This is a genomic window from Martelella alba (genome assembly GCF_006516955.1).
In the GTDB taxonomy this organism is placed as follows: Bacteria; Pseudomonadota; Alphaproteobacteria; order Rhizobiales; family Rhizobiaceae; genus Martelella; species Martelella alba.
Genome location: NZ_VHLG01000003.1, coordinates 368,812 through 388,446, shown reverse-complemented (window position 1 = coordinate 388,446; position 19,635 = coordinate 368,812). Strand labels below are relative to the sequence as shown.

At 57.9% G+C, this 19,635-nt stretch carries 17 protein-coding genes; 5 read left to right on the top strand and 12 right to left on the bottom strand.

The window, feature by feature from the left end; all coding sequences use genetic code 11:
• The first annotated feature begins 203 nt into the window (after positions 1 to 203).
• Complete coding sequence (locus FJU08_RS08165; protein ID WP_141148479.1) at positions 204 to 1,181, top strand: glutathione S-transferase family protein; 978 nt, start codon at positions 204 to 206, stop codon at positions 1,179 to 1,181.
• Here FJU08_RS08165 and FJU08_RS08160 read toward each other — a convergent pair.
• Positions 1,178 to 1,663 (bottom strand): RrF2 family transcriptional regulator, encoded by a 486-nt coding sequence (locus FJU08_RS08160; RefSeq protein ID WP_141148478.1) that lies wholly within the window; start codon positions 1,661 to 1,663, stop codon positions 1,178 to 1,180. The genes FJU08_RS08165 and FJU08_RS08160 overlap by 4 nt on opposite strands.
• Positions 1,653 to 2,141, bottom strand: a complete 489-nt coding sequence (locus FJU08_RS08155) for a carboxymuconolactone decarboxylase family protein (protein WP_141148477.1) — start codon at positions 2,139 to 2,141, stop codon at positions 1,653 to 1,655. The genes FJU08_RS08160 and FJU08_RS08155 overlap by 11 nt, the downstream gene beginning before the upstream one ends.
• A gap of 147 nt (positions 2,142 to 2,288) precedes the next feature.
• Here FJU08_RS08155 and FJU08_RS08150 point away from each other — a divergent pair, with 147 nt between their 5' ends.
• Positions 2,289 to 3,203 carry a metallophosphoesterase family protein gene (locus tag FJU08_RS08150; RefSeq protein ID WP_141148620.1) on the top strand — a complete coding sequence of 305 codons (915 nt, stop codon included), beginning with the start codon at positions 2,289 to 2,291 and terminating at the stop codon, positions 3,201 to 3,203.
• A 20-nt stretch (positions 3,204 to 3,223) separates the two neighbouring features.
• Here the strand turns inward: FJU08_RS08150 and FJU08_RS08145 are convergent, their stop codons facing one another.
• Positions 3,224 to 3,877 carry a CerR family C-terminal domain-containing protein gene (locus FJU08_RS08145; RefSeq protein WP_181409783.1) on the bottom strand — a complete coding sequence of 218 codons (654 nt, stop codon included), beginning with the start codon at positions 3,875 to 3,877 and terminating at the stop codon, positions 3,224 to 3,226.
• 351 nt (positions 3,878 to 4,228) lie between these two features.
• Between FJU08_RS08145 and FJU08_RS08140 the strand changes: the two genes are divergently transcribed.
• Positions 4,229 to 4,837 carry a hypothetical protein gene (locus FJU08_RS08140; RefSeq protein ID WP_141148475.1) on the top strand — a complete coding sequence of 203 codons (609 nt, stop codon included), beginning with the start codon at positions 4,229 to 4,231 and terminating at the stop codon, positions 4,835 to 4,837.
• Between the two features lie 88 nt (positions 4,838 to 4,925).
• Here the strand turns inward: FJU08_RS08140 and leuA are convergent, their stop codons facing one another.
• The 4 genes from leuA to FJU08_RS08120 form a co-directional block, all read right to left on the bottom strand.
• Positions 4,926 to 6,638, bottom strand: a complete 1,713-nt coding sequence (gene leuA / locus FJU08_RS08135; protein ID WP_141148474.1) for a 2-isopropylmalate synthase — start codon at positions 6,636 to 6,638, stop codon at positions 4,926 to 4,928.
• A 414-nt stretch (positions 6,639 to 7,052) separates the two neighbouring features.
• Positions 7,053 to 7,484 carry a hypothetical protein gene (locus FJU08_RS08130; protein ID WP_141148473.1) on the bottom strand — a complete coding sequence of 144 codons (432 nt, stop codon included), beginning with the start codon at positions 7,482 to 7,484 and terminating at the stop codon, positions 7,053 to 7,055.
• A gap of 111 nt (positions 7,485 to 7,595) precedes the next feature.
• Entirely contained in the window at positions 7,596 to 8,783 is a 1,188-nt protein-coding gene (locus FJU08_RS08125; RefSeq protein WP_141148472.1) for a benzoate/H(+) symporter BenE family transporter, read from the bottom strand.
• A gap of 199 nt (positions 8,784 to 8,982) precedes the next feature.
• Entirely contained in the window at positions 8,983 to 9,567 is a 585-nt protein-coding gene (locus FJU08_RS08120) for an ATP-dependent Clp protease proteolytic subunit (RefSeq protein WP_141148471.1), read from the bottom strand.
• 251 nt (positions 9,568 to 9,818) lie between these two features.
• Here FJU08_RS08120 and FJU08_RS08115 point away from each other — a divergent pair, with 251 nt between their 5' ends.
• Positions 9,819 to 10,394 carry a HupE/UreJ family protein gene (locus FJU08_RS08115; protein ID WP_141148470.1) on the top strand — a complete coding sequence of 192 codons (576 nt, stop codon included), beginning with the start codon at positions 9,819 to 9,821 and terminating at the stop codon, positions 10,392 to 10,394.
• Positions 10,395 to 10,471: 77 nt separating this feature from the next.
• On the opposite strand, the gene queF is transcribed toward FJU08_RS08115, so the two are convergent.
• The 4 genes from queF to FJU08_RS08095 all read right to left on the bottom strand — a co-directional run bounded on the left by queF (position 10,472) and on the right by FJU08_RS08095 (position 17,117).
• Positions 10,472 to 10,936 (bottom strand): preQ(1) synthase, encoded by a 465-nt coding sequence (gene queF / locus FJU08_RS08110; protein ID WP_141148469.1) that lies wholly within the window; start codon positions 10,934 to 10,936, stop codon positions 10,472 to 10,474.
• Positions 10,937 to 11,100: 164 nt separating this feature from the next.
• On the bottom strand, positions 11,101 to 12,003 hold the full coding sequence (locus FJU08_RS08105) for a cation diffusion facilitator family transporter (protein ID WP_141148468.1): 903 nt from the start codon (positions 12,001 to 12,003) through the stop codon (positions 11,101 to 11,103).
• 128 nt (positions 12,004 to 12,131) lie between these two features.
• A complete protein-coding gene (locus FJU08_RS08100; protein ID WP_141148467.1) occupies positions 12,132 to 14,342 on the bottom strand; it encodes an anthranilate synthase in 2,211 nt (736 codons plus the stop codon).
• Positions 14,343 to 14,876: 534 nt separating this feature from the next.
• Positions 14,877 to 17,117, bottom strand: coding sequence for a TonB-dependent hemoglobin/transferrin/lactoferrin family receptor (locus FJU08_RS08095; protein ID WP_235890630.1), 2,241 nt, complete (start codon positions 17,115 to 17,117; stop codon positions 14,877 to 14,879).
• Between the two features lie 610 nt (positions 17,118 to 17,727).
• Between FJU08_RS08095 and FJU08_RS08090 the strand changes: the two genes are divergently transcribed.
• A complete protein-coding gene (locus FJU08_RS08090) occupies positions 17,728 to 18,447 on the top strand; it encodes a helix-turn-helix transcriptional regulator (RefSeq protein ID WP_181409782.1) in 720 nt (239 codons plus the stop codon).
• Between the two features lie 7 nt (positions 18,448 to 18,454).
• On the opposite strand, the gene FJU08_RS08085 is transcribed toward FJU08_RS08090, so the two are convergent.
• Positions 18,455 to 19,576: a DUF2333 family protein gene (locus FJU08_RS08085; RefSeq protein ID WP_141148464.1), complete on the bottom strand. Its 1,122-nt coding sequence runs from the start codon at positions 19,574 to 19,576 to the stop codon at positions 18,455 to 18,457.
• Between the last annotated feature and the right edge of the window lie 59 nt (positions 19,577 to 19,635).

Sequence of the window (19,635 nt, the reverse complement as noted above, 5' to 3'; positions counted from 1 at the left end):
TCGTCGCAGGTTCAGCAGCATCAATTGGCCTTTGTCATGAAGTCTGTTGCCTCTAGCAGGAAAGCGGCCAAGGGTCCAGACTTTTTAGCGGCAAATCGCAATGCCTCGGAACAGGACGCAACACAGTGTCAAGAAATTGGGGACTGGCAATTTGCCACAAAGACCGTATCTCTCCCCCAGAATGATAAAGAAAGGAGAGCACCATGGGCCTGCTGGTGGACGGCGTCTGGAAAGACGTCTGGTACGAGACCAAGAAAACAAACGGACATTTCAAGCGTGAAAACGCTCAGTTCCGCAACTGGCTGACCGCCGATGGCGCTGCCGGAGCGACCGGAAAAGCAGGCTTTGCCGCAGAAGCCGGCCGCTATCATCTCTATGTGTCACTTGCCTGCCCCTGGGCGCATCGCACGCTGATCTTCCGCAAGCTGAAAGGCCTTGAAGACCTCATCGGTCTATCCATCGTTGATCCGTTGATGCTGGAAAATGGCTGGGAATTCAAAAACCGCGATGGCGGCACCGACGATCCGATCAATGGCGCCGACTTTCTCTGGCAGGTCTACAAGGCCGCTGCAGACGACTATACCGGCCGCGTTACAGTGCCTGTCCTGTGGGACAAAAAGACCAAAACCATCGTCTCCAACGAATCGGCGGAAATCATCCGCATGTTCAATTCCGCCTTTGACGGCATCACTGGCAACAGGCTGGATTTCTACCCGCAAGCGCTACGCAGCGAGATCGATGAAATCAATGCGCTGGTCTATGACAAGGTCAATAACGGTGTCTACAAGTCAGGCTTCGCCACCACCCAGGCCGCCTATGAGGAACATGTGACCAAGCTGTTTACGGCGCTTGACGCGCTGGAAGACCGCCTTTCGAAACAGCGTTATCTCGTCGGCGACCAGATCACCGAAGCCGACTGGCGCCTGTTCACGACGCTGGTGCGGTTCGACCCGGTCTATGTCGGTCATTTCAAATGCAATCTGAAGCGCATTGCCGACTATCCGGCACTCTATGGCTATCTGCGCGAGCTTTATCAGGTGCTGGGTGTCGCAGAGACGGTGAATTTTGACCACATCAAGCGCCACTATTACGGCTCCCACAAGACCATCAACCCGACCGGCGTCGTGCCGATGGGGCCGCTGATGGATCTCGATGCGCCGCACGGGCGTGAGGCACTCTAGCGGTTTTGCTCCAGCCAATCGGCGCTACACTTCAGAATATCGGACGCGACGTCGGCCTCGACGTCGCGTCTCAGTGTCGCCAGGCTGACGGCGGCCAGGCTGTCGCGCCAAGCGCGGTCAGCGGCAAGCATGACACGAGCGACCGGACAGATCCCGGTCGAACAGTGGCCCTTGGGCAAGCATGGATTATTGTCGCGGATATTGCGACAGGCAAACAGCGGCGCCTTGCCTTCGACGGCTTCGACAACATCCAGAAATGAAATATCGTCAGCCGGCTTTGCCAGACGATAGCCACCAGACGGGCCTAGTGTGCTTTCCACCAGTCCCGCCTGCGACAGTGCCTGCAAGGCCTTGGACAGATATTCCTTTGGAATGCCGTGAAATGCGGCAAGGGTTTTTGTCGGCAGATAGACATGCGACGGTGCGCCAGCCAGAACCGCCGCACAATGCAAGACCCATTCGACCTGATTTCTAAGCTGCATCCAATCCCAGTCCGGCCTTATCGAGACCGTAAAGTGCGTCAAGCGATCCCGGAACACTCTGATAGGCAATTCCAATACGGTTCCACCCGTTAATCGATACCACCATGAAGGTCAATTCTGCGATCTCGGCATCGCTGAATTCTGCCTGCAGCGCCTGATAGGCTGCATCGATCTCATCATGGCCAGCAATCTCGGTCAGTGCCTCGGCAAAGGCCAATGCCGCACGCTCACGCGCTGAAAACAGCGGAGAGTCACGCCAGACAGGCAGATGGTAGAGCCGCAGCTCCCCCTCCCCGTCAATCTTTGCCTCCTTGCTGTGCATATCGGTACAGAAGGCGCAACCGTTGATCTGCGAAATCCTGAGATCGATCAGATGCCTGGTCGTGGGCTCAACGGATTTACCTGTCACTCTGGCGCTGAAGCCGTAATAGGCTTTGACCAGATCCGGCGCGAGTTTTTGATAGTCTGGGCGTGTCATCGTTATCTCCTGATCTTAATTAAGGATATTATACATCCTTAAGGATATTAAATATCCTTATTACAAGATCCGTCAAGTCCCTTACCGTACCTGCGACACGGCAGAGCGAGCTTGCCGCAACGCAATCGCATCGTTATGACAGAGGCCATGTTCACTCTGGCCCATATTTCCGACGCCCATCTTGGCCCGTTGCCGCGGGTGTCGCCGCGCGAGCTCTTCTCCAAGCGGATTACCGGCTATATCAACTGGCACAGAAACCGGGCGCGCCACCACAAGGGCGACACGGTCGAGCAATTGCTGTTGGCGATTGCCGACCAGCATCCCGATCATCTCGCCATCACCGGTGATCTGGTCAACCTTGCAACCCACACGGAAATCGACAATGCTGCCCGATGGCTGGAAAGCGTTGGCGACCCACACCAAGTTTCGCTGATTCCGGGCAATCACGATGCCTATGTTGCTGGTGCCTATGCGCGCGTGAATGAGGCCTGGCGCCCGTTCATGGCGGGCGATGCCGCCCAGCCGCGCAGCCGTCGCGACGAACAGCAGTTCTTCCCCTATATCAGGCGGCGCGGACCGGTGGCGCTGATCGGCTGCTCCAGCGCGATTGCCTCACCGCCTTTCCTCGCCATCGGCACCTTCGGCAAAAAGCAGGCGCGCGCGACGGCGGAGCTTTTGAAGAAAGCCGGTGAGGAAGGCCTGTTCAGGGTGGTGATGATCCACCATCCACCGATCAAGGGCGCCGCCAGCCGCCACAAACGCCTCATCGGCATAAGGCGTTTCGCCGCCGCCATCTCCACGGGCGGTTGCGAGCTTGTGCTACACGGCCACACCCATCTGAACACGATCAATTTTATCGAGACGCCCAGAGGCAAGACACCGGTGATCGGTATTGCCGCTGCCGGTCAGGGGCCAGGCGGGAAAAAACCGCCCTCCGCATTCAATCTGATCAGAATTGCCGGGACGGCCGGTGCCTACAGCTTCACCTGCACCCGTCACGGCCTGTCGGGCGACAGCGGTATCTTCGAAGCAGAAAATGAATTTCGCTATGCCTGGCCATGACCCTGAATGCGCGCTTACGCTCAATCGACGCTATAGGCGTCGATCAGCGCGTTGAAATTCGTCTCCAGCACCTTGAGCAGCATCTTGCCCTCGTCGGGACCAAGCTGTTCCCAGCCAAGGCTGCGCTTGACCGTATGCTTGCACTGACGAAGATAGGTCGACTGTCCCATCATGGTGAAGGTGAGCACCCGCACTTCCTCGCTTGCCGGATCGCGGCCGGTTGCACGGCCGATCAGCGTCGAAAGCCGGATCTGCAAAGGCTGCAGAAATTCTTCATAGAGAATATCATAGGCCTCGCCCGGCTGGGAGATATGACGCATCATGAAGGCCGAAATCTGCTCTGCGTCCTGACGATCGGTGATCTTGGTGATCAGGATCGGCAGACTGTCGAGCAATTCCTTACGCGCCTCCGCCCGGGTGATATCCTCAGGGATGGGATCGAGAGCGGAGTGACCGAATTGCTGCTCCATCACTGCGATGACATATTTGGCGCAAGCCCGCATCAGGCCCGGCTTGCCGCCGAAGTGATAGGCAATGCTACCTATATTCGCATTGGCCATATCCGCGATCTGCCGGGTGGACACCGCATTATAGCCGAACTCGCCAAATAGTTTGAGCGCCGTGGAGATCAGTGCCTGGCGAGTGGCAGCAGCTCCCTGCAAAACTTCAGTCATAACCAACCAAATCGTTTGAGCTGCCATGCAGCAGCTTCAGCGGAGCGGAATACAAAAAACAACGGGCGCTCCGATTCCCATCGCTGGATATCATGCAATGTACTGTTTCGTGTGACAGTCAGAACTGCAAGAAATATGGGGAGAAATCCGATATTGACGCAAGTTTTTTTCACAGGTCGACCCGAATTTGCCATGTTTCCGTGTGCTGAATGATATCATGAAAAATGATATCGAAAGGCTCTTGCCCGAATCCAAGAGCGAGGCCAATATCAGCGCAACAAGTGATACGGGAACAATGATGATCCGGACGTGAGCCCGCCTGAAGCGCCTCCGGACTTTGAGCTTTGGAATATGGACGTCGCACTTTCTGAGCGCAGAATCAAAAATACGAAACGACGCTCCGGCCGCGCCCTTCTGGCGACCGGGCTGGTGGCGTTTCTGTGCCTCGGCATGGGGGCGGCAATCGGCCTTGGCGTATCGCGTGAAACCGTACCGGCAACGCCAAATCTCAGCCTTCCGGTTGAGAATGGTATCGACTGGCTGGATGAAATCTGCGTTTCCTTCAGGCTGTTCGGACGCGGCTACAAGCCGTTGATGGATGTCGGGCCGGATGATCCGGCTACCGTTCATGATCTCATGAACCGCACGACCGGACTGGATATGCAGATCCCGGCCTTTGCGGACAAGAACGTCATTTTCGAAGGCGTAAGGATCATCTCGATCAACCGGCTGCCCGGCGCCGAACTTTTCTACCGCAAGCCAAGCGGAGAATCCTTTTCGGTTTTCGCCATCGCCCGATCTGCCTCCAAGGATCATCCGATCACCGAGATCAACGAGACAATCCGTGACGATCTCGGCATTGCCTGGTGGCAGGGAAATGCAGCGCTCTACGCCGTGGTCGCCCCCTCTTCAGATGCCGAAATTTCTGAAATCGCCAAATCGGCCTATCTGAGCTTCTGAAGCATCCAACTCTTCATCGCTTTTGCCAGCATGACAAACCCCGACTGTTGCCAGCCGGGGTCTTTCAGTCCTGCACCATTTATAGCGGTCAATCTGCCGCACGCATCTTCAAAATGTGGTTGGCAGCGGAAACGATCGCTTCCAGCGATGCGGCTACGATATTGGTGTTAACGCCGACGCCATAGAGATGACCGCCCGCATAGGCGACATCAACATAGGAAATCGCCCGGGCGTCAGAGCCCTCATGCATGGAATGCTCCGAATAATCGGCAACACTCAGCTTCACGCCCAGATAGGACGAGAGCGCATTGATAAATCCGTCGACCGGGCCGTTGCCCTGGGCATCAATGCGCTTTGTGACACCGCCATCGGTGATCTCGGCCGTCACCATACGCACGCCCCTGGCATCACCCTGCGGATAGGTGTGATGATCGACGAATTTAATCCGGGCTTCCGGCTGCTCAACATAATAGTTGATGAACTCTTCGTAAATCCGCCTCGAGGGCAGTTCGCGCCCCTCTTCATCGGTGATCTTCTGGATATGCTCGCGGAACTCCACCTGCAGGCCACGCGGCATGTGAATGCCGTAGTCCTGCTGCAGAATATAGGCGATACCGCCCTTGCCGGACTGCGAGTTGATGCGAATGATCGCCTCATAACTACGCCCGACATCCTGCGGATCGATCGGCAGATACGGCACTTCCCATTGCGGTTTGTTGGCAACGCGGATCGCCTTCATGCCCTTGTTGATGGCATCCTGATGCGAACCGGAAAAGGCGGTATAGACCAGCTCGCCGACATAAGGGTGACGCTCAGGGATCACCATCTGGTTGGAATATTCGTAGACAGCCTTCATTCGCTCGATATCGGAGCAATCCAGTTCCGGGTCGACCCCTTGCGTGAACATGTTCAGCGCCAGGGTGACGATATCGACATTGCCGGTACGCTCGCCATTGCCAAACAGCGTGCCTTCAACGCGGTCGGCACCAGCCATCAGCCCCAGCTCGGCAGCAGCAATGCCCGTTCCACGGTCATTATGCGGATGAACGGAGATGATCAGGTTTTCGCGATTGTCCAGATTGCGGCACATCCACTCGATCTGATCGGCATAGATATTCGGCGTCGACATCTCGACCGTCGAAGGCAGGTTGATGATCAGCTTGTTGTCGGGCGTCGGCTTAACCTCGGCGATCACCGCATTGCAGACATCCAGCGCCACATCCAGCTCCGTGCCAGTAAAGCTTTCCGGTGAATATTCAAAGCGATAGCCACCGCCAGCCTTTTCCGCCATATCGGTGATCATCTTGGCGGCATCGACGGCAATCTGGCGAATGCCGGCAACATCCTTGCCAAAGACAACGCGGCGCTGCAGCTCGCTGGTGGAATTGTAGAAATGGACAATCGGCCTGTTGGCGCCTTCCAGCGCCTCGAATGTGCGGGTGATCAGCTCCGGCCGGCACTGCACCAGAACCTGCAGAGAGACATCGTCGCCAACGCCACTTTCTTCCACACACCAGCGGGCAAAGTCGAAATCCGTCTGCGAGGCGGAGGGGAAACCGATCTCGATTTCCTTGAAGCCCATATCCAGCAGCATATGGAACATGCGCGCCTTGCGATCATGGCCCATCGGATCAACCAGCGCCTGATTGCCATCACGCAGATCGACCGAACACCAGATCGGCGCCTTGTCGATCCGCCTCGACGGCCAGGTGCGATCGGTCAGGTTGATCTGTCCGTAAGGCTGGTACTTGCTGGAAGCGGAAGGCATGCCCTTGCGGATGATATTGACACTCTTGTTCATTTTCTCGTCCTTCGATGCGCCCGGTGTCACATGCACATATCTGTGCCGGACCGGATCAGTCTCTTAAAATTCTGTTTCAGGAGATTTCAGCGAGGAGCGCTTTATAAGCCCAGGCGGTTTCGGCCGCCGGGCGCTCCTCAACGGACCCGGCAACCGCGCGTAAGGTCGAGAAGAAGGAGCGTCTGAAGAACGTCAGAACCGGCGCCGGCGGTATCAACCGCAGGCGGCATAAAGGCCGGAAACTGGTTCGTCAACGTGTTCATGAGAGGCTTCATAGCCGCAAGCGGTCAGCTTTGCAATCCGAATTTTGGAACAGGCTGCACAACCATAGGGCAGAAACGTCAGAAAACAGGCAAAAACTGAGGCAAACCGGCGGAACAAGGCAGCCGACACCGCCTTGCACCAGCGATATTATTATCGATGAAAGCCGCCGCCGCCATGGAAGCCGCCACCGCCAATACGACCACCGCCGAGATTGCCACCACCGAAATTGCCACCATGGAAACCACCCGCACCATGCGGGATTTCCGGCCCCGGCCCCATTGGCACATGCGGGCGCGGCCCGCCGCCCGGCCCACCCGGCCGCGCCCCCCCGGGCGGTCTCCCACCATTCGGCCCGGGTGGGTGATGACCAGGGCGTGGATCCGGCCCGTGTCCGGGCCAGGGCTGCCCCGGCGGCACCAGCCAAGGATAAGGATTACCAGCATAAAAGGGAGAATATTCGCCATAGGGCATATAGCCCCAGCCATAGTCAACACCAACGCCAACGCCCGATTCAACAACGCAACCCGACAGCATCGCTGTGACAGCGCAAACACTTAAAATTTTCAACAGCTTCGAAACCAATCTCACCCCCATGTGATCGTTTGGAACCGTTTATTCCTGAAGACAGTTTAAAGTCATATTTTCTTTACCATGAATTGGCAATGAACGTCCGCGCCGTGCAATCCCTATTCACTATCCGGCCTTCATTTTTTCAACGCCACGTTTCATACCCATCACAGCAAGACCGGCGACCAGCCCCCAGAAGGCACCGGAAATACCGAAGAAGCTTGCCCCCGAAGCGGCAGCCAGAAAGGTCGCCGCAGCGGCTTCGCGCGCATCAGGCTCCTTGAAGGCGCCCATGGCCGATGCCCCCAATGCGCCAATCAGGGCAAGACCTGCCACGGCTTCGATCAGGATTGTCGGCGCAAGACTGACAAGGGCAACGACCAGCCCGCTCAACAGCCCAAGCAGAACATAGCCAGCGCCGCCAATGATCGCGGACCAGTAGCGTTTTTGCGGATCGGCACTGGCATCCGGCCCGGCACACATGGCCGCCGTGATTGCCGCGAGATTGATGCCATGACCGCCAAAGGGCGCGGATACGACGGAAAACAGGCCCGTCAGCGAGAACAGACGTCCGGCTTCAGGCCGATAGCCATTGATATTCAGGATCGCGATGCCGGGAATATTCTGCGAGGCCATGGTAACGATGAAGAGCGGCAGGGCGACAGCGATGGTTGCCTGCAAAGAGAAATGCGGCGTCACCCAGACAAAGCGCGGCACCATTTGTTCGGCAATGCCGGCCCATGCACCATCGGGAATATCGACCCCGAAGATGACCACCAGCGCGAAGGCCAGAAGCGCTGCCGGAACCGCCAGCAGGCGATTGAAGGCCCCGGCAACAGCCCAGGCAAGAATGATCGGCAGACCGAGCAGCGGACTGAAGGACACAGCCTGGACCGGTGCCAGGCAGAGGCTTAAGAGAACACCGGCCAGCATGGCATTGGCAATCGGCGCGGGAATGGCGGAAATGGCGCGGCCGACGGGGCGCACCAGCCCGGCAATGATGATCAGCACATTGGCAATGAGGAAGGCGCCCACCGCATCGGCAAAACCGCCCTGTTGCACGCCTGCCGTTGCCAGAAGCGCCGCCCCCGGGGTCGACCAGGCGATGCTGACCGGCATGCGCGTGACAGCGGAAATCAGAATGCCGCTCAGCCCCATGGCGATCGAAAGCGCCATCAGGCCCGATGCGGCCTCCGCCGGCGAAGCGCCGACACCGGCTAGCCCCTGCAGAACAACGGAAAAGGAACTGGCAAAACCGACAAAGGCGACCAGCAGCCCCATGAAAAGGCCCTGAAGGGAAAAATCTTTCAGCATTGGAATACCAGGCAACAAGCGACAAGGAGGATCAACAAAGATCAAATGCGCGCAGGCATTGCAAGGCTGGTAATGTCAGAAGAGAGCAACCAGGCGTGGTTTTACCCAAAGCTATGGACCATCTTCTGTCCCGCCACGAAAAATCCCCCGCCCCTCAAGGGACGGGGGTTTGAATTCATACAGATGACCGAGGCACGCCTCAGAGATCAGCCTGGCTGGAAACAATCCGCGAAACGAGGCCGTAACCGATCGCTTCATCAGCGGAAAGCCAGTAGTCGCGATCCGTATCATGGGTGATCTTTTCAACCGTCTGGCCGGTTGCTTCAGCAAAGATCTTGTTCAGCCGCTCATTCATGCGAATGATCTCGCGCGCCTGGATCTCGATATCGGACGCCATGCCACGGGTACCGCCGGAGGGTTGATGCAGCAGGAAGCGGGTGTTCGGCAGGCAGATGCGACGCTCTTTCGGAACGCTGACATAGATCAGCGCGCCAGCCGAGGCGACCCAGCCCGAACCGATGATCGTGACCTTCGGCTTGATGAACTTGATCATGTCGTGGATCGAATCGCCCGATTCTACGTGACCGCCCGGCGAATTGACGAAAACGCGAATATCGTCGTCGCTGACGGCCGCCATGGCAACGAGCTGCGAGCAAACCCGCTGCGCCAGCTCCTGCGTGATCGGCCCATAGATGAAGATGGACCGCGACTTGAACAGATTGGCTTCCGCTTCCTTGCCCAGGGGCAGTTCAGTCTTCTTGTCGTCTTCGTCTTCGTCGTTCATGCGGCATCTCCGAAACTGAATGTTGCACTTCCCGACTTAATGCCTCCGGCGCGACAAAACAATTGCTGATGACAAAGGAATTTCGCACTGACGGGCCTGAGGGCTGCAAAAGCGCAACTGCGCGAATTTGCGTATGGACAGGACGGACGCCGGATCGCTAATCTTGGCTCCATAACCTTACTTAAGCCCGCATGGGCACGCATTGCCCCTGATGACCAATCAGGGTGCCCTGACAACAAAATGAGGGAACCATGTTCAAGCGCATCGCCTTGTCCGCACTCATCCTCGCCGCCGCCACGGCGCCGGCCTTTGCCCATCTCAACCCCGCAGAGCACGGCTCCTTCATGGCCGGTGTTTCGCATCCGCTCTTCGGCGCCGACCATATCCTGGCCATGGTCGCTGTCGGTATCTGGGCTTCGATGATCGGCGGACGGGCCATGCTGGCGGTTCCGGCAGCATTCGTCGCGACCATGGGGATCGGCTTTGCGCTGGCACTTTCCGGCGTCTACCTGCCCTTTGTCGAACCGGCAATCCTCGCTTCCGTCGTCGGCCTTGGCCTTTTGGTGGCGCTCGCCGTAAAGCTGCCGACGCCGGTTTCGGCCGCTGTGGTTGCTGTCTTTGCCCTATTCCATGGCTATGCCCATGGCTCCGAGCTTGGCGGTGCTGGCGCCATCCGCTTCGGCCTCGGCTTCATGGTTGGCACCGCCCTGCTTCACATTGCAGGCCTTGGCATCGGCATCGGCCTCAACCGCTTTGGCGGCACCACGCTTTCGCGCATTCTCGGCGGTGCAACGGCGCTTGCCGGCATTGCCATGATGGCGGCCTGAGCGACACCACCTTCCAGAAGAAAACGCCGTGCGGTTTTGCCGCGCGGCGTTTTTGATTCCGTACCCGTGTGTGAGACTCACCCACGCCCGCGATAGGGCTGAACGCCCTGATCCGGCAGACACACGCCTTCCGGCGGCGTGCCCGTCTGCCAGAAAACATCGATTGGGATGCCACCGCGCGGATACCAATAGGCGCCGATCCTCAGCCATTTCGGATCGAGCAATTCAACAATCCGCTTGGCGATATAGATCGAGCAATCCTCGTGAAAGGCACCGTGATTGCGGAACGAGGCGAGAAACAGTTTCAGCGACTTCGATTCCACCAGCCATTCGCCGGGAATGTAATCAATAACGATATGAGCGAAATCCGGCTGCCCCGTCATCGGGCAAAGCGAGGTGAATTCCGGCGCGGTGAAACGGACAACGAAATCCGTACCAGCCTGGCTGAACGGTACCTTCTCCATCACTGCATCTTCGGGATTTGCCGGTGCCTCTACGGCATGGCCGAGCTGGGAAAGCCCGGAAACATCTGTCTTGACCATGAGCTTGTCCTCTCAAGTTTCAATTGCAACAGCAGCGGCCATTTCTCCTGGAACGGCCCGGCCTAGCGCATCGGCTCGAAAATCGGGATCGACTTTCGAAAAGAACGATGCGTAGATTCACTAAAATAGAGCGTCTTGCTGCGTCCAAAAGGACGCCCGGTGATCTAGATCCGCACCCGCACGCCATGGGGCTTTACCCCTTCCGGCTCGACATGGATGGCCAGGCTTGCGCCAGGAATGGCCGTCTTGATGGCCGCCTCAAGCCGGTCGCAGATTTCATGTGCCTTGCCAACACTCATATCAATCGGCACGACGAGGTGAAAATCGATAAAGGCCGCAGGGCCGGCGCGCCGGGTTCTCAGGTCATGAACCCCGATCGACCCCTCCGCATTGGCGGCAATGGCCGCGCGGATATCGTCTTCTTCATCACCCGTCAGCGCACTATCCATCAACCCGCTCATCGAAGAGGAAATCACCTTCCAGCCTTCGAACAGGATGTTGGCAGCAACCAGAAGTGCCAGCAGCGGATCGAAGATCGGATAGCCGGTCGCCAGCGCCAGACCAAGGCCGATGACGACACCGACAGAGGTGACCACATCGGTGCGGATATGCTGCCCGTCGGCCACCAGCGCCGGAGAGCGGCGCTTGCGGCCTTCGGCAATCAGCAGATAGGCCCAGACCCCATTGATCACACTGGCGATGATATTCACGCCAAGACCGAGCGTGACGGATGTCGGCATGGTCGGGTGCGCCAGCTCTCCGACCGCTTCGCGCACGATCAGCAGCGCTGCGACGATAATGAAAACGCCCTCAAGCACCGCCGATACATATTCGGCCTTGTAGTGCCCGAACTGATGATCGTGATCGGCCGGCTTGGCGGCGTAGACGATGGCGATATAGGCAGCAATCGAAGCCACGACATTGACGATCGATTCCAGCGCATCAGACAGAAGTGCGACCGAACCGGTCAGCCAGTAGGCCAGGAATTTGATTGCAAAGACGGCCACGGCAATCGGAATACTGGCCAGCGCCAGCCGGCTGATTGTGCTTCTGCCAGTCTCTGTCATCTCTGTCTGCCTGATATTTTTCGATCGCTTCGCCGGCCCCTGTCCGGCGCGCCCGCTTATAGGCATAAAGGCGGCGAAGATGCAATTTCCGCCGCCTTCAATATCTCAATTTCTGCCTTTGGCGGTATTTAGAGGCCGACAGCCTTCCGCCCCGCGCTTGCCGTCTCATCTGCGGGCCGCGCCAGCCGCATCACCGCATTTTCGATGATGCGCATGCCGGCATCCCCGCCAAGGGTCATGATCGATTCCGGGTGGAACTGAACGGCGGCCACGGGTTCGCTTTCATGCTCGATCCCCATGACGATACCGTCATCGGTTTCTGCCGAGATCATGAATTCCTTCGGCAGGGCCACGGCATCGGCAAAGATCGAGTGATAGCGGCCGACCGTGATTTCCTTCGGCAGGCCGGCAAACAGCCGCCCCTGCTCCAGCACGCGGATGCGGGATGGCTTGCCATGCATGGGAACGGCGAGCTGGCGCAGCGAGCCGCCATAGGCTTCCGCCAGCGCCTGCAGGCCAAGGCAGACACCAAAGAGCGGAAGGCCGCGTGCGCGCGCCTTCCTGATCGTGGCCGCGCAGTCGAAATCCTTGGGCGACCCCGGTCCGGGCGAGAGCACAACGAGATCCGGATTGATCCGGTCAAGCGTTTCTTCAGCCACCGGAGAGCGTACGGTGGAAACCGTGGCGCCTGTCTGGCGCAGATAGTTGGCCAGCGTATGAACGAAGCTGTCTTCATGATCGACCAGCAGGATTTTCACACCCTCGCCCACACGGGCAACCGTGCGAACTGCTGGCGCCTCGCTCACCGTTTCCGCCTCGCGGATGGCGGCGAGCATCGCTGAGGCCTTCAGCTCCGTCTCGGCCTCTTCTTCCTTTGGATTGGAATCGTAAAGCAGCGTTGCACCGGCCCGCACGGAGGCAATGCCATCCTTCACCCGAATGGTCCTGAGCGTCAGACCGGTATTCATGTCGCCATTGAAGCCGACCATGCCTATCGCGCCGCCATACCATGCGCGTGGGCTCTTCTCGTGATTTTCAATGAAGCGCATCGCCCAAAGCTTCGGTGCGCCAGTGACGGTCACAGCCCAGGCATGGCTCAAAAAGGCGTCAAACGCGTCCATATCGGGCCGCAAACGCCCTTCGATATGATCAACGGTATGGATCAGCCGTGAATACATTTCAATCTGGCGACGGCCGATAACCTTGACCGATCCTGGCTCGCAGACGCGGCTCTTGTCGTTACGGTCCACATCCGAGCACATGGTCAGCTCGGATTCATCCTTGACCGAGTTCAGAAGTTTCAGGATCTGCTGGCTGTCGGCAATCGGATCCTCGCCGCGCTTGATGGTGCCGGAAATCGGGCAGGTCTCGACCCGGCGCCCGGTCACCCGGACAAACATTTCCGGCGACGCGCCGATCAGATATTCCTGATTGCCCAGATTGATGAAGAAGGAATAGGGCGAGGGATTGGTCGATTTCAGCCGTTTGGAAATCGCCGATGGTTTCGACGTGCAGCGCTCCATGAACTGCTGGCCGGGCACGACCTCGAAGAGATCGCCACGCACGAAGCTTTCCTTGGCCTTGACCACCAGTTCGGCATATTCGCCCGGTCGATGATCGCCGCGCGGCGGAACGCTGTTTGAAGAGTGAAACGGATTTGCGGCGATTTCGCCGTCCTTGCCGGCCGTCGCCAGACCGTCCTTCTTGAACTCATACCGGTCGATCCAGGCCTTGGCAGCATGATTGTCGACCATCATCACTTCGTCAGGCAGATAAAGCACCATGTCGCGCTGATCCGACGGGCGTTCAAGCTTGAGTGTGATGGCATCAAACTGGAAGGCCAGATCATAGCCAAATGCCCCGTAAAGCCCGAGGCTTGCATCCTCTTCCGAATAGAAAAGCTCAACAATCGCCCGCAATACGGTGAAAACGGTGGGCGCCTTGGAGCGCTCTTCCTCGGTAAACTGACGGTCAGGATCGGCAACCTTGAGATCGATACGGCGCGCGCTCGTGCCGGTGATCGTCACCGCATCCAGCGCCTCCACAACCGGTGCAATCATGCCAAGCAGCGCTTCGCCGCGGCCATTGAAGGCCTCAAGCCACATGGTCCGCCCGAGACAGGACACAGCCACCGGTGGATCGATCACCGCCGTATCCCAGCGGGTGTAGCGACCAGGATATTCATAATTGGACGACAGGACCACGCCGCGCCGCTCATCCAGCCGCTCGATATAGTTGGAAACCGCGCTGCCATAGGGCACGTAACGCCGCGTGCGGGTGATCTCCACGTCACCTTTGGTCAGATAGCTTTCCCCGCTCTCGGGCTTTTCAAGGCTCATTTGCTCCACCTCGTCTTTCGGGCCGGGTCTTAGGCCGGTTCCCGCCAATTGCTCCCTGCCCCGCCATAAGGCAGCCCGAAATACAAAAAAGCCGCCTCAGTTCTTGGGCGGCTTATCCTGATCAAATCGACATGCGTGATCGTGGCCGCTCTAGCGTACCCACCACCACTTTGCAATGTTCGCGTTTGTCATCATGGGCGTTTTGTACCTCAGCCTTTCAGACGTGGCAAGACCAAATAGAATGGCTTTGGTGAATGAAAAAGAGCGGCCGGAGCCGCCCTCAGGCTGCTGGCAAAGCCTAGCCCCTTCTCTAACGTCATGCCTGTGCTTGTCACAGGCATCCAGCCGACGCGCGTCCGCGCGGCGAAAGGTTCTCCTTATTCAAATCCTTAAGAGTATGGATCCCCGTGACGAGCACGGGGATGACGACGGAGGGGGCGGCCATTCCACCCCGAGCAGGCAATCTGAACGACTTTGCCAGCAATCTGAAGGGCGGCCGGAGCCGCCCTTCGTTCAAAGCCATTGCGAGCGTCCTCAGAAGGTTTGCGTCAGGGTGATGCGGAAGGAGCGGCCCGTCTCTGAATAATAGGTCTTGGGCTGGGTCAGCGTCGTCTCCTGCCAGTCGAGCGAATCGTAATAGGTCTGGTCAAACACGTTGAAGACGCCGGCCTGAATCTTGAAACCATTGAGCTGTTCCGGTGCCCACCAGGCGGTCAGATCAACAACGCCATAACCCGGCCAGGCATAGCTGGCATCGGAGTGCTCCGACACGGCGGCCTGCAGCACCCAATTGGCATTGGCGCCCCAGGTCTCGTTATTATAGCCGCCACCGAGAATGGCCTTCAGCGGCGCGACCGAAGACAGGAACTCATTGGTTTCCATGTTCCAGCCACGCGCAAAGGCCAGCGACGAGCGGACACTGAAGTCATTTTCGAACTGCTTCTGCGCCGAGAGCTCAAGACCGGCAATCTGAACATTCTCGATATTCACATTCTGATAGACGAACATGTAATCCGAGGGATCCAGGCCGAGCGCGGAGATCTCGCTGTCAGAGAGCGTCTCGGTATCGATGAAATTGTGGTAGCGGTTGTAGAAGGCCGAGATCCGGCCACCGAACAGATCGTCGCCGAAATTCGATCCCAGCTCGAAGCCCCAGCTGGTTTCCGGCTTCAGGTCCGGATTGCCGATCGACAGATAGCTGCCCGGCGAACCATAGGCCATATAGAGTTCCGGCGTGGTCGGCGCGCGGAAGGCGGTGGAGAACTGGCCGTAGAGCTGGACGTCCGGTGTCAGATCATAGGTTGCCAGAAGCTTCGGAGAGACATGGACGCCGTTCTGCGCGCTGGGCATGCCATAGGTCTCGTACATCGGGTTGTTTTCGTAGGCTGCGGTATCCTGCGGTTCGCGCCAGTAAGCGTCGAGGCGGACGCCGGGCGTCAGTGCGAAGCCGCTGTCACCGAAGACGATCTCATCCTGCGCAAAGAGACCGAGGTCGTAGGAATCCACCTCCGGCGTATCAGCCTGATTGTTGTGGTAGTAATTGCAGGCATAGGAATAGGTGACATCGCAGCTGTCATAGCCGGATGAATATTGCTGGGTGTTGGCGTAATTGAAGGAACCGCCGACCGTAATGTTATGCTGGAAATTGCCTGCATCAATGGTGTTTTCCGCCCAGCCATTGAAGCCGAAATCATTTTCCGTGATCTTCGACTGGCGGCCATAGGCACCGGCCGGCGATGTCAGACGGGTGCCGCCCGTGCCGCTGATGCGCTGGTTACGCTGCCAGTACAGCGTGGCCCAGGCCGCATCAATCCAGCCATCGGTGGAAAAGGCATCGTAGGAATAATCGAGCGAGACGCGGTCACGATGGCTGTCCTCCGATCCGTTCCAGTCGCCGGGCTTGTAGGTCGAGCCCTGCGCTGTCATTAGATCGATGTCATTGTCGTAATCATAGCGCTCAAAGGTCAGACCGATGGTCGTGGCATCGTCAACCTGCTGCTTCAGCTTGAAGAGGAAGTTATCCTCGTCATAATTGGCCGGATTGGCCTCGGAGCGCGTCGCGCCTGTTCCGCCGACGGTGCCCTGATTTTCCGTCTCATGACCGGTCGTATAGATACCCTGGAACAGGATTGAAGTGCCCTGCTTGCCCTGAGCGGCAATGGCGGCGTCAGTCTTCAGCGAGCGATCGGCGCTGTCATAGGTCATCTTCAACCGTCCGCCCCAGCTCTTGCCGGGTTCCAGCAGGTCTTCCGGCTGAAGCGTGGAAAGCACCATCGCGCCCCCCATGGCGCCGCTTCCGGCGCGGCTGGAATCGGAGCCGCGCACGATATCGACATTGGCGACCGCATTGAAATCAAAGCTGTCGACGCCACCGCCGGAACCGGAACGCGCGCCGGGATCAAGATAGGGAATCGGAATGCCGTCAATTGTTGTCAGAACGCGCGGTCCCTGAAGACCGCGAATGTTGATAGATCCCCCCTCATCGCCGGCAAAGGCAACGCCGGGAATCAGCATATTGCCCAGATCATCAACCGACTGGATCTCATAACGGTCAAGCTCTGCAGCCGTGACATCGACGGCCAGAGGCGTATCGGCAACACCGCTGGCATCACCATTGTTTGCCGACGTTGTCGTCACCGTGACGGGTTCAAGCACAGTGAAGTCGCCGTCAGCATCCGTGCCCGTGGCCGTACTGTCCTGAGACCAGGCCGGCATTGCCGTCATGAGCGTTGCGAGTGCCGTGGCACCCAAAAAGGCCTTACGAAATGTCCCCATTCGCATCACCAAATCCTTCGCTTTGAAAAGCGCCTGGCTGGCTGGAAGGGAAGCCCCCTATCTGGCTGGCTTGGCTGAACACCGGCGCCTTTCTGAGGGCCGGAACAATCTCTGTATGAATGGCGTTAAAAAACATGAGTATTTTTGTCAATATATGTAAACCTGATTTCTGTCATCTTTTAGTCAAGTTTTCGTGGAGAGGCATTCTGACCGACCGATCGCGACGGCCGACAGCTTGTCGCGCCGAGAGCATCTGGCGCCTGGCGGGTATCGTCCGGCGCGCTTGCGGGCAGGTCTGTGCAAGAAAGAGTGAATTTCAACGCGTTCGAACTTGATTTTCACGCTCATCAATCGTCAAATTCGAATAAGTTGTGATGATTTGAAATCAGCACGCTTATTTTGATCATGCCGGAGGCGGCATCAAACCCCGTTTGAATGCGGTTCAGCGATATTTTGCGCGGAACAGGGGAAAAGCTGCAATGACGGGGAAATGATTTTCGCAAAACTATAATTCGAAACGTCAGATTCATACTTTTGGAATTTATAGCATGACAGCTCTAACATATGATTCTGCCAGATGGCAGGAAAGCGTTCCAGTCCTGAAATGACCATGCCAGAAACAGAGCGCCAGCCCCGGCTTCAGGCCAGGCTTCGCGCGAGCCAGAATATGGATGAATTTGCCGATATCATTACGACGGTGACGACTGCATTCGGCTTCAGCCATTACTGTCTTCTGGACTTGCCGACACCCAATGCAAGCCGGCTTGCGCCCTTCATTCACCTCACCTCAATTCCGGATGCGTTTCTCTCAGCCTATGACCGCCGCAACCTGCTCGCACATTCGGCGATCGCACGCACGTCACAGCCCTCGCTCATGCCGGTGCAGTGGCGCTTGTCACAGAATGGCGACCAGCTTTCTCCGGCAGCCGGTTATTACGCCCGGCTCCTGTCCGCATTCGGCATTACCATGGGGATGGGCTTCACTTTCACCGCACTCGATCACGGACGGCTGGGACTTTATTTCGTCGGCAATCGCCTGGAGCTGGCGCAGTCAGAGCTTAATGAACTTGGCATGGTCGCGCTGAAGGTCTTTTCGTCCTTCGAACGCTTGCGTCATGAAGGTTTTGATTGCTCGCAACCGCTATCTGCGCGCGAAACGGAGGTCGCCAGCTGGACCGCCGAGGGCAAGACCTCGGCCGAGATCGGCCAGATCCTCGGCCTTTCCGAACATACGATCAATGCCTATCTCGGCAACGCCATCCGCAAGCTAGACTGCGTCAATCGCGTGCAGATGGTGGCAAAGGCTATTCGCTGTGGACTGATCCGATAAGACATTTCTACCGGTCCAGCACAGCGCGGATCTCGACGAGATTCGAGCGCACCCTCAGGATATAAAAGCCCATGGTTGCCAGATGCGTCGGCATGATCCAGCCATCTTCCCGGCCGTTGGAAATGATCGCAGGCTGAATGGCAAGCGCTGCACGGAACTGATCCAGGGTTTCGCTCCACAAGGCCGTCAGATCACGCTGCGCGATCACCTGTGAAAAGTCGGCACCCGTTGCAGCGAGAATGCCGTAATAGCCGTAGAGCTGGCCATAAGCGAACCAGAAACGGTCATCGGCCCTGGTATCGAACCAGCCGCCATTGTGGTTTTCGGAGCGCTCGCGCAAAATTGCCGAGGTTCCGCCAAGGTCATTGGCGATGCGGTCAACAAACTGGCTCAGATTGTCGGCGCGCGCATCAAACACCGTGTTACAGCCGGAAAGTTCAGTATTGAAGCGATCAAGGCTCTTGACCGCCGAACGATAAAAGCTTGGCGTCGGGGTTTTGAACCCGAAGGGATGCAGGCCGAAATACCAGGAATATTCATCATATTGCAGATTGCCGCGCGCATCCTGGAGGTTGTTGTCGACACCTGATGTGCCGCGCACGCGTCCGAGTGTATCGACCAGTTCAACCGTTGAGCGCCGGACCGCCTGATTGACGCCACGCTGAAAAGCCGCCTTGTTGTCGAAAAATGGCGTCTTGTCCCAGTTGAGCCCGAAAAAACCCATCCGATAGGCAAGTGTGGAGGAGATCCAACTGTTCTGATTGACATTCATATCCACCAGATCGGCAAGCACGCTGACGAGGGCGGATGACTGGCAGCTGGCGGCGGCACCATCGCCGGAGGCTGGCAGACTGGCACCGGCGGGCGCTGTGCGCTCACTGAGCTGATAGCCATCAACATAATCGGGGTTGAAGCCATACCAGATCTCGGTTCGCCAGAAGAATGTGCCATAAAACAGCACCAGTACCAGCACAAAAACACCGAGTCCAGACTTGATGATCAGGCCACGCCGCCCGGAGGCACCACCTGCCGCCCCGAAGGGCCAGACCACGGCCGCGACCAGAAGCGCACCGATACGCCGAAAAAAAGCGACCACCCGTTTCATCGCATCTTTGAGAAATTCCGGCATGGCCCACTCCTTGATCCGCCCCTTGACGCATGTACCGGCGATTGCCGTACCATGCCCGC

Coding starts and splice junctions, on each gene's coding strand:
- FJU08_RS08150 (WP_141148620.1), top strand. CDS start 2,289: ATGTTCACTCTGGCCCATATTTCCGACGCCCATCTTGGCCCGTTGCCG.
- FJU08_RS08105 (WP_141148468.1), bottom strand. CDS start 12,003: ATGACAGAGACTGGCAGAAGCACAATCAGCCGGCTGGCGCTGGCCAGT.
- FJU08_RS08095 (WP_235890630.1), bottom strand. CDS start 17,117: ATGGGGACATTTCGTAAGGCCTTTTTGGGTGCCACGGCACTCGCAACG.
- FJU08_RS08165 (WP_141148479.1), top strand. CDS start 204: ATGGGCCTGCTGGTGGACGGCGTCTGGAAAGACGTCTGGTACGAGACC.
- FJU08_RS08120 (WP_141148471.1), bottom strand. CDS start 9,567: ATGAACGACGAAGACGAAGACGACAAGAAGACTGAACTGCCCCTGGGC.
- FJU08_RS08140 (WP_141148475.1), top strand. CDS start 4,229: ATGGACGTCGCACTTTCTGAGCGCAGAATCAAAAATACGAAACGACGC.
- FJU08_RS08160 (WP_141148478.1), bottom strand. CDS start 1,663: ATGCAGCTTAGAAATCAGGTCGAATGGGTCTTGCATTGTGCGGCGGTT.
- leuA (WP_141148474.1), bottom strand. CDS start 6,638: ATGAACAAGAGTGTCAATATCATCCGCAAGGGCATGCCTTCCGCTTCC.
- FJU08_RS08125 (WP_141148472.1), bottom strand. CDS start 8,783: ATGCTGAAAGATTTTTCCCTTCAGGGCCTTTTCATGGGGCTGCTGGTC.
- FJU08_RS08100 (WP_141148467.1), bottom strand. CDS start 14,342: ATGAGCCTTGAAAAGCCCGAGAGCGGGGAAAGCTATCTGACCAAAGGT.
- FJU08_RS08085 (WP_141148464.1), bottom strand. CDS start 19,576: ATGCCGGAATTTCTCAAAGATGCGATGAAACGGGTGGTCGCTTTTTTT.
- FJU08_RS08090 (WP_181409782.1), top strand. CDS start 17,728: ATGCCAGAAACAGAGCGCCAGCCCCGGCTTCAGGCCAGGCTTCGCGCG.
- FJU08_RS08155 (WP_141148477.1), bottom strand. CDS start 2,141: ATGACACGCCCAGACTATCAAAAACTCGCGCCGGATCTGGTCAAAGCC.
- FJU08_RS08145 (WP_181409783.1), bottom strand. CDS start 3,877: ATGACTGAAGTTTTGCAGGGAGCTGCTGCCACTCGCCAGGCACTGATC.
- FJU08_RS08115 (WP_141148470.1), top strand. CDS start 9,819: ATGTTCAAGCGCATCGCCTTGTCCGCACTCATCCTCGCCGCCGCCACG.
- queF (WP_141148469.1), bottom strand. CDS start 10,936: ATGGTCAAGACAGATGTTTCCGGGCTTTCCCAGCTCGGCCATGCCGTA.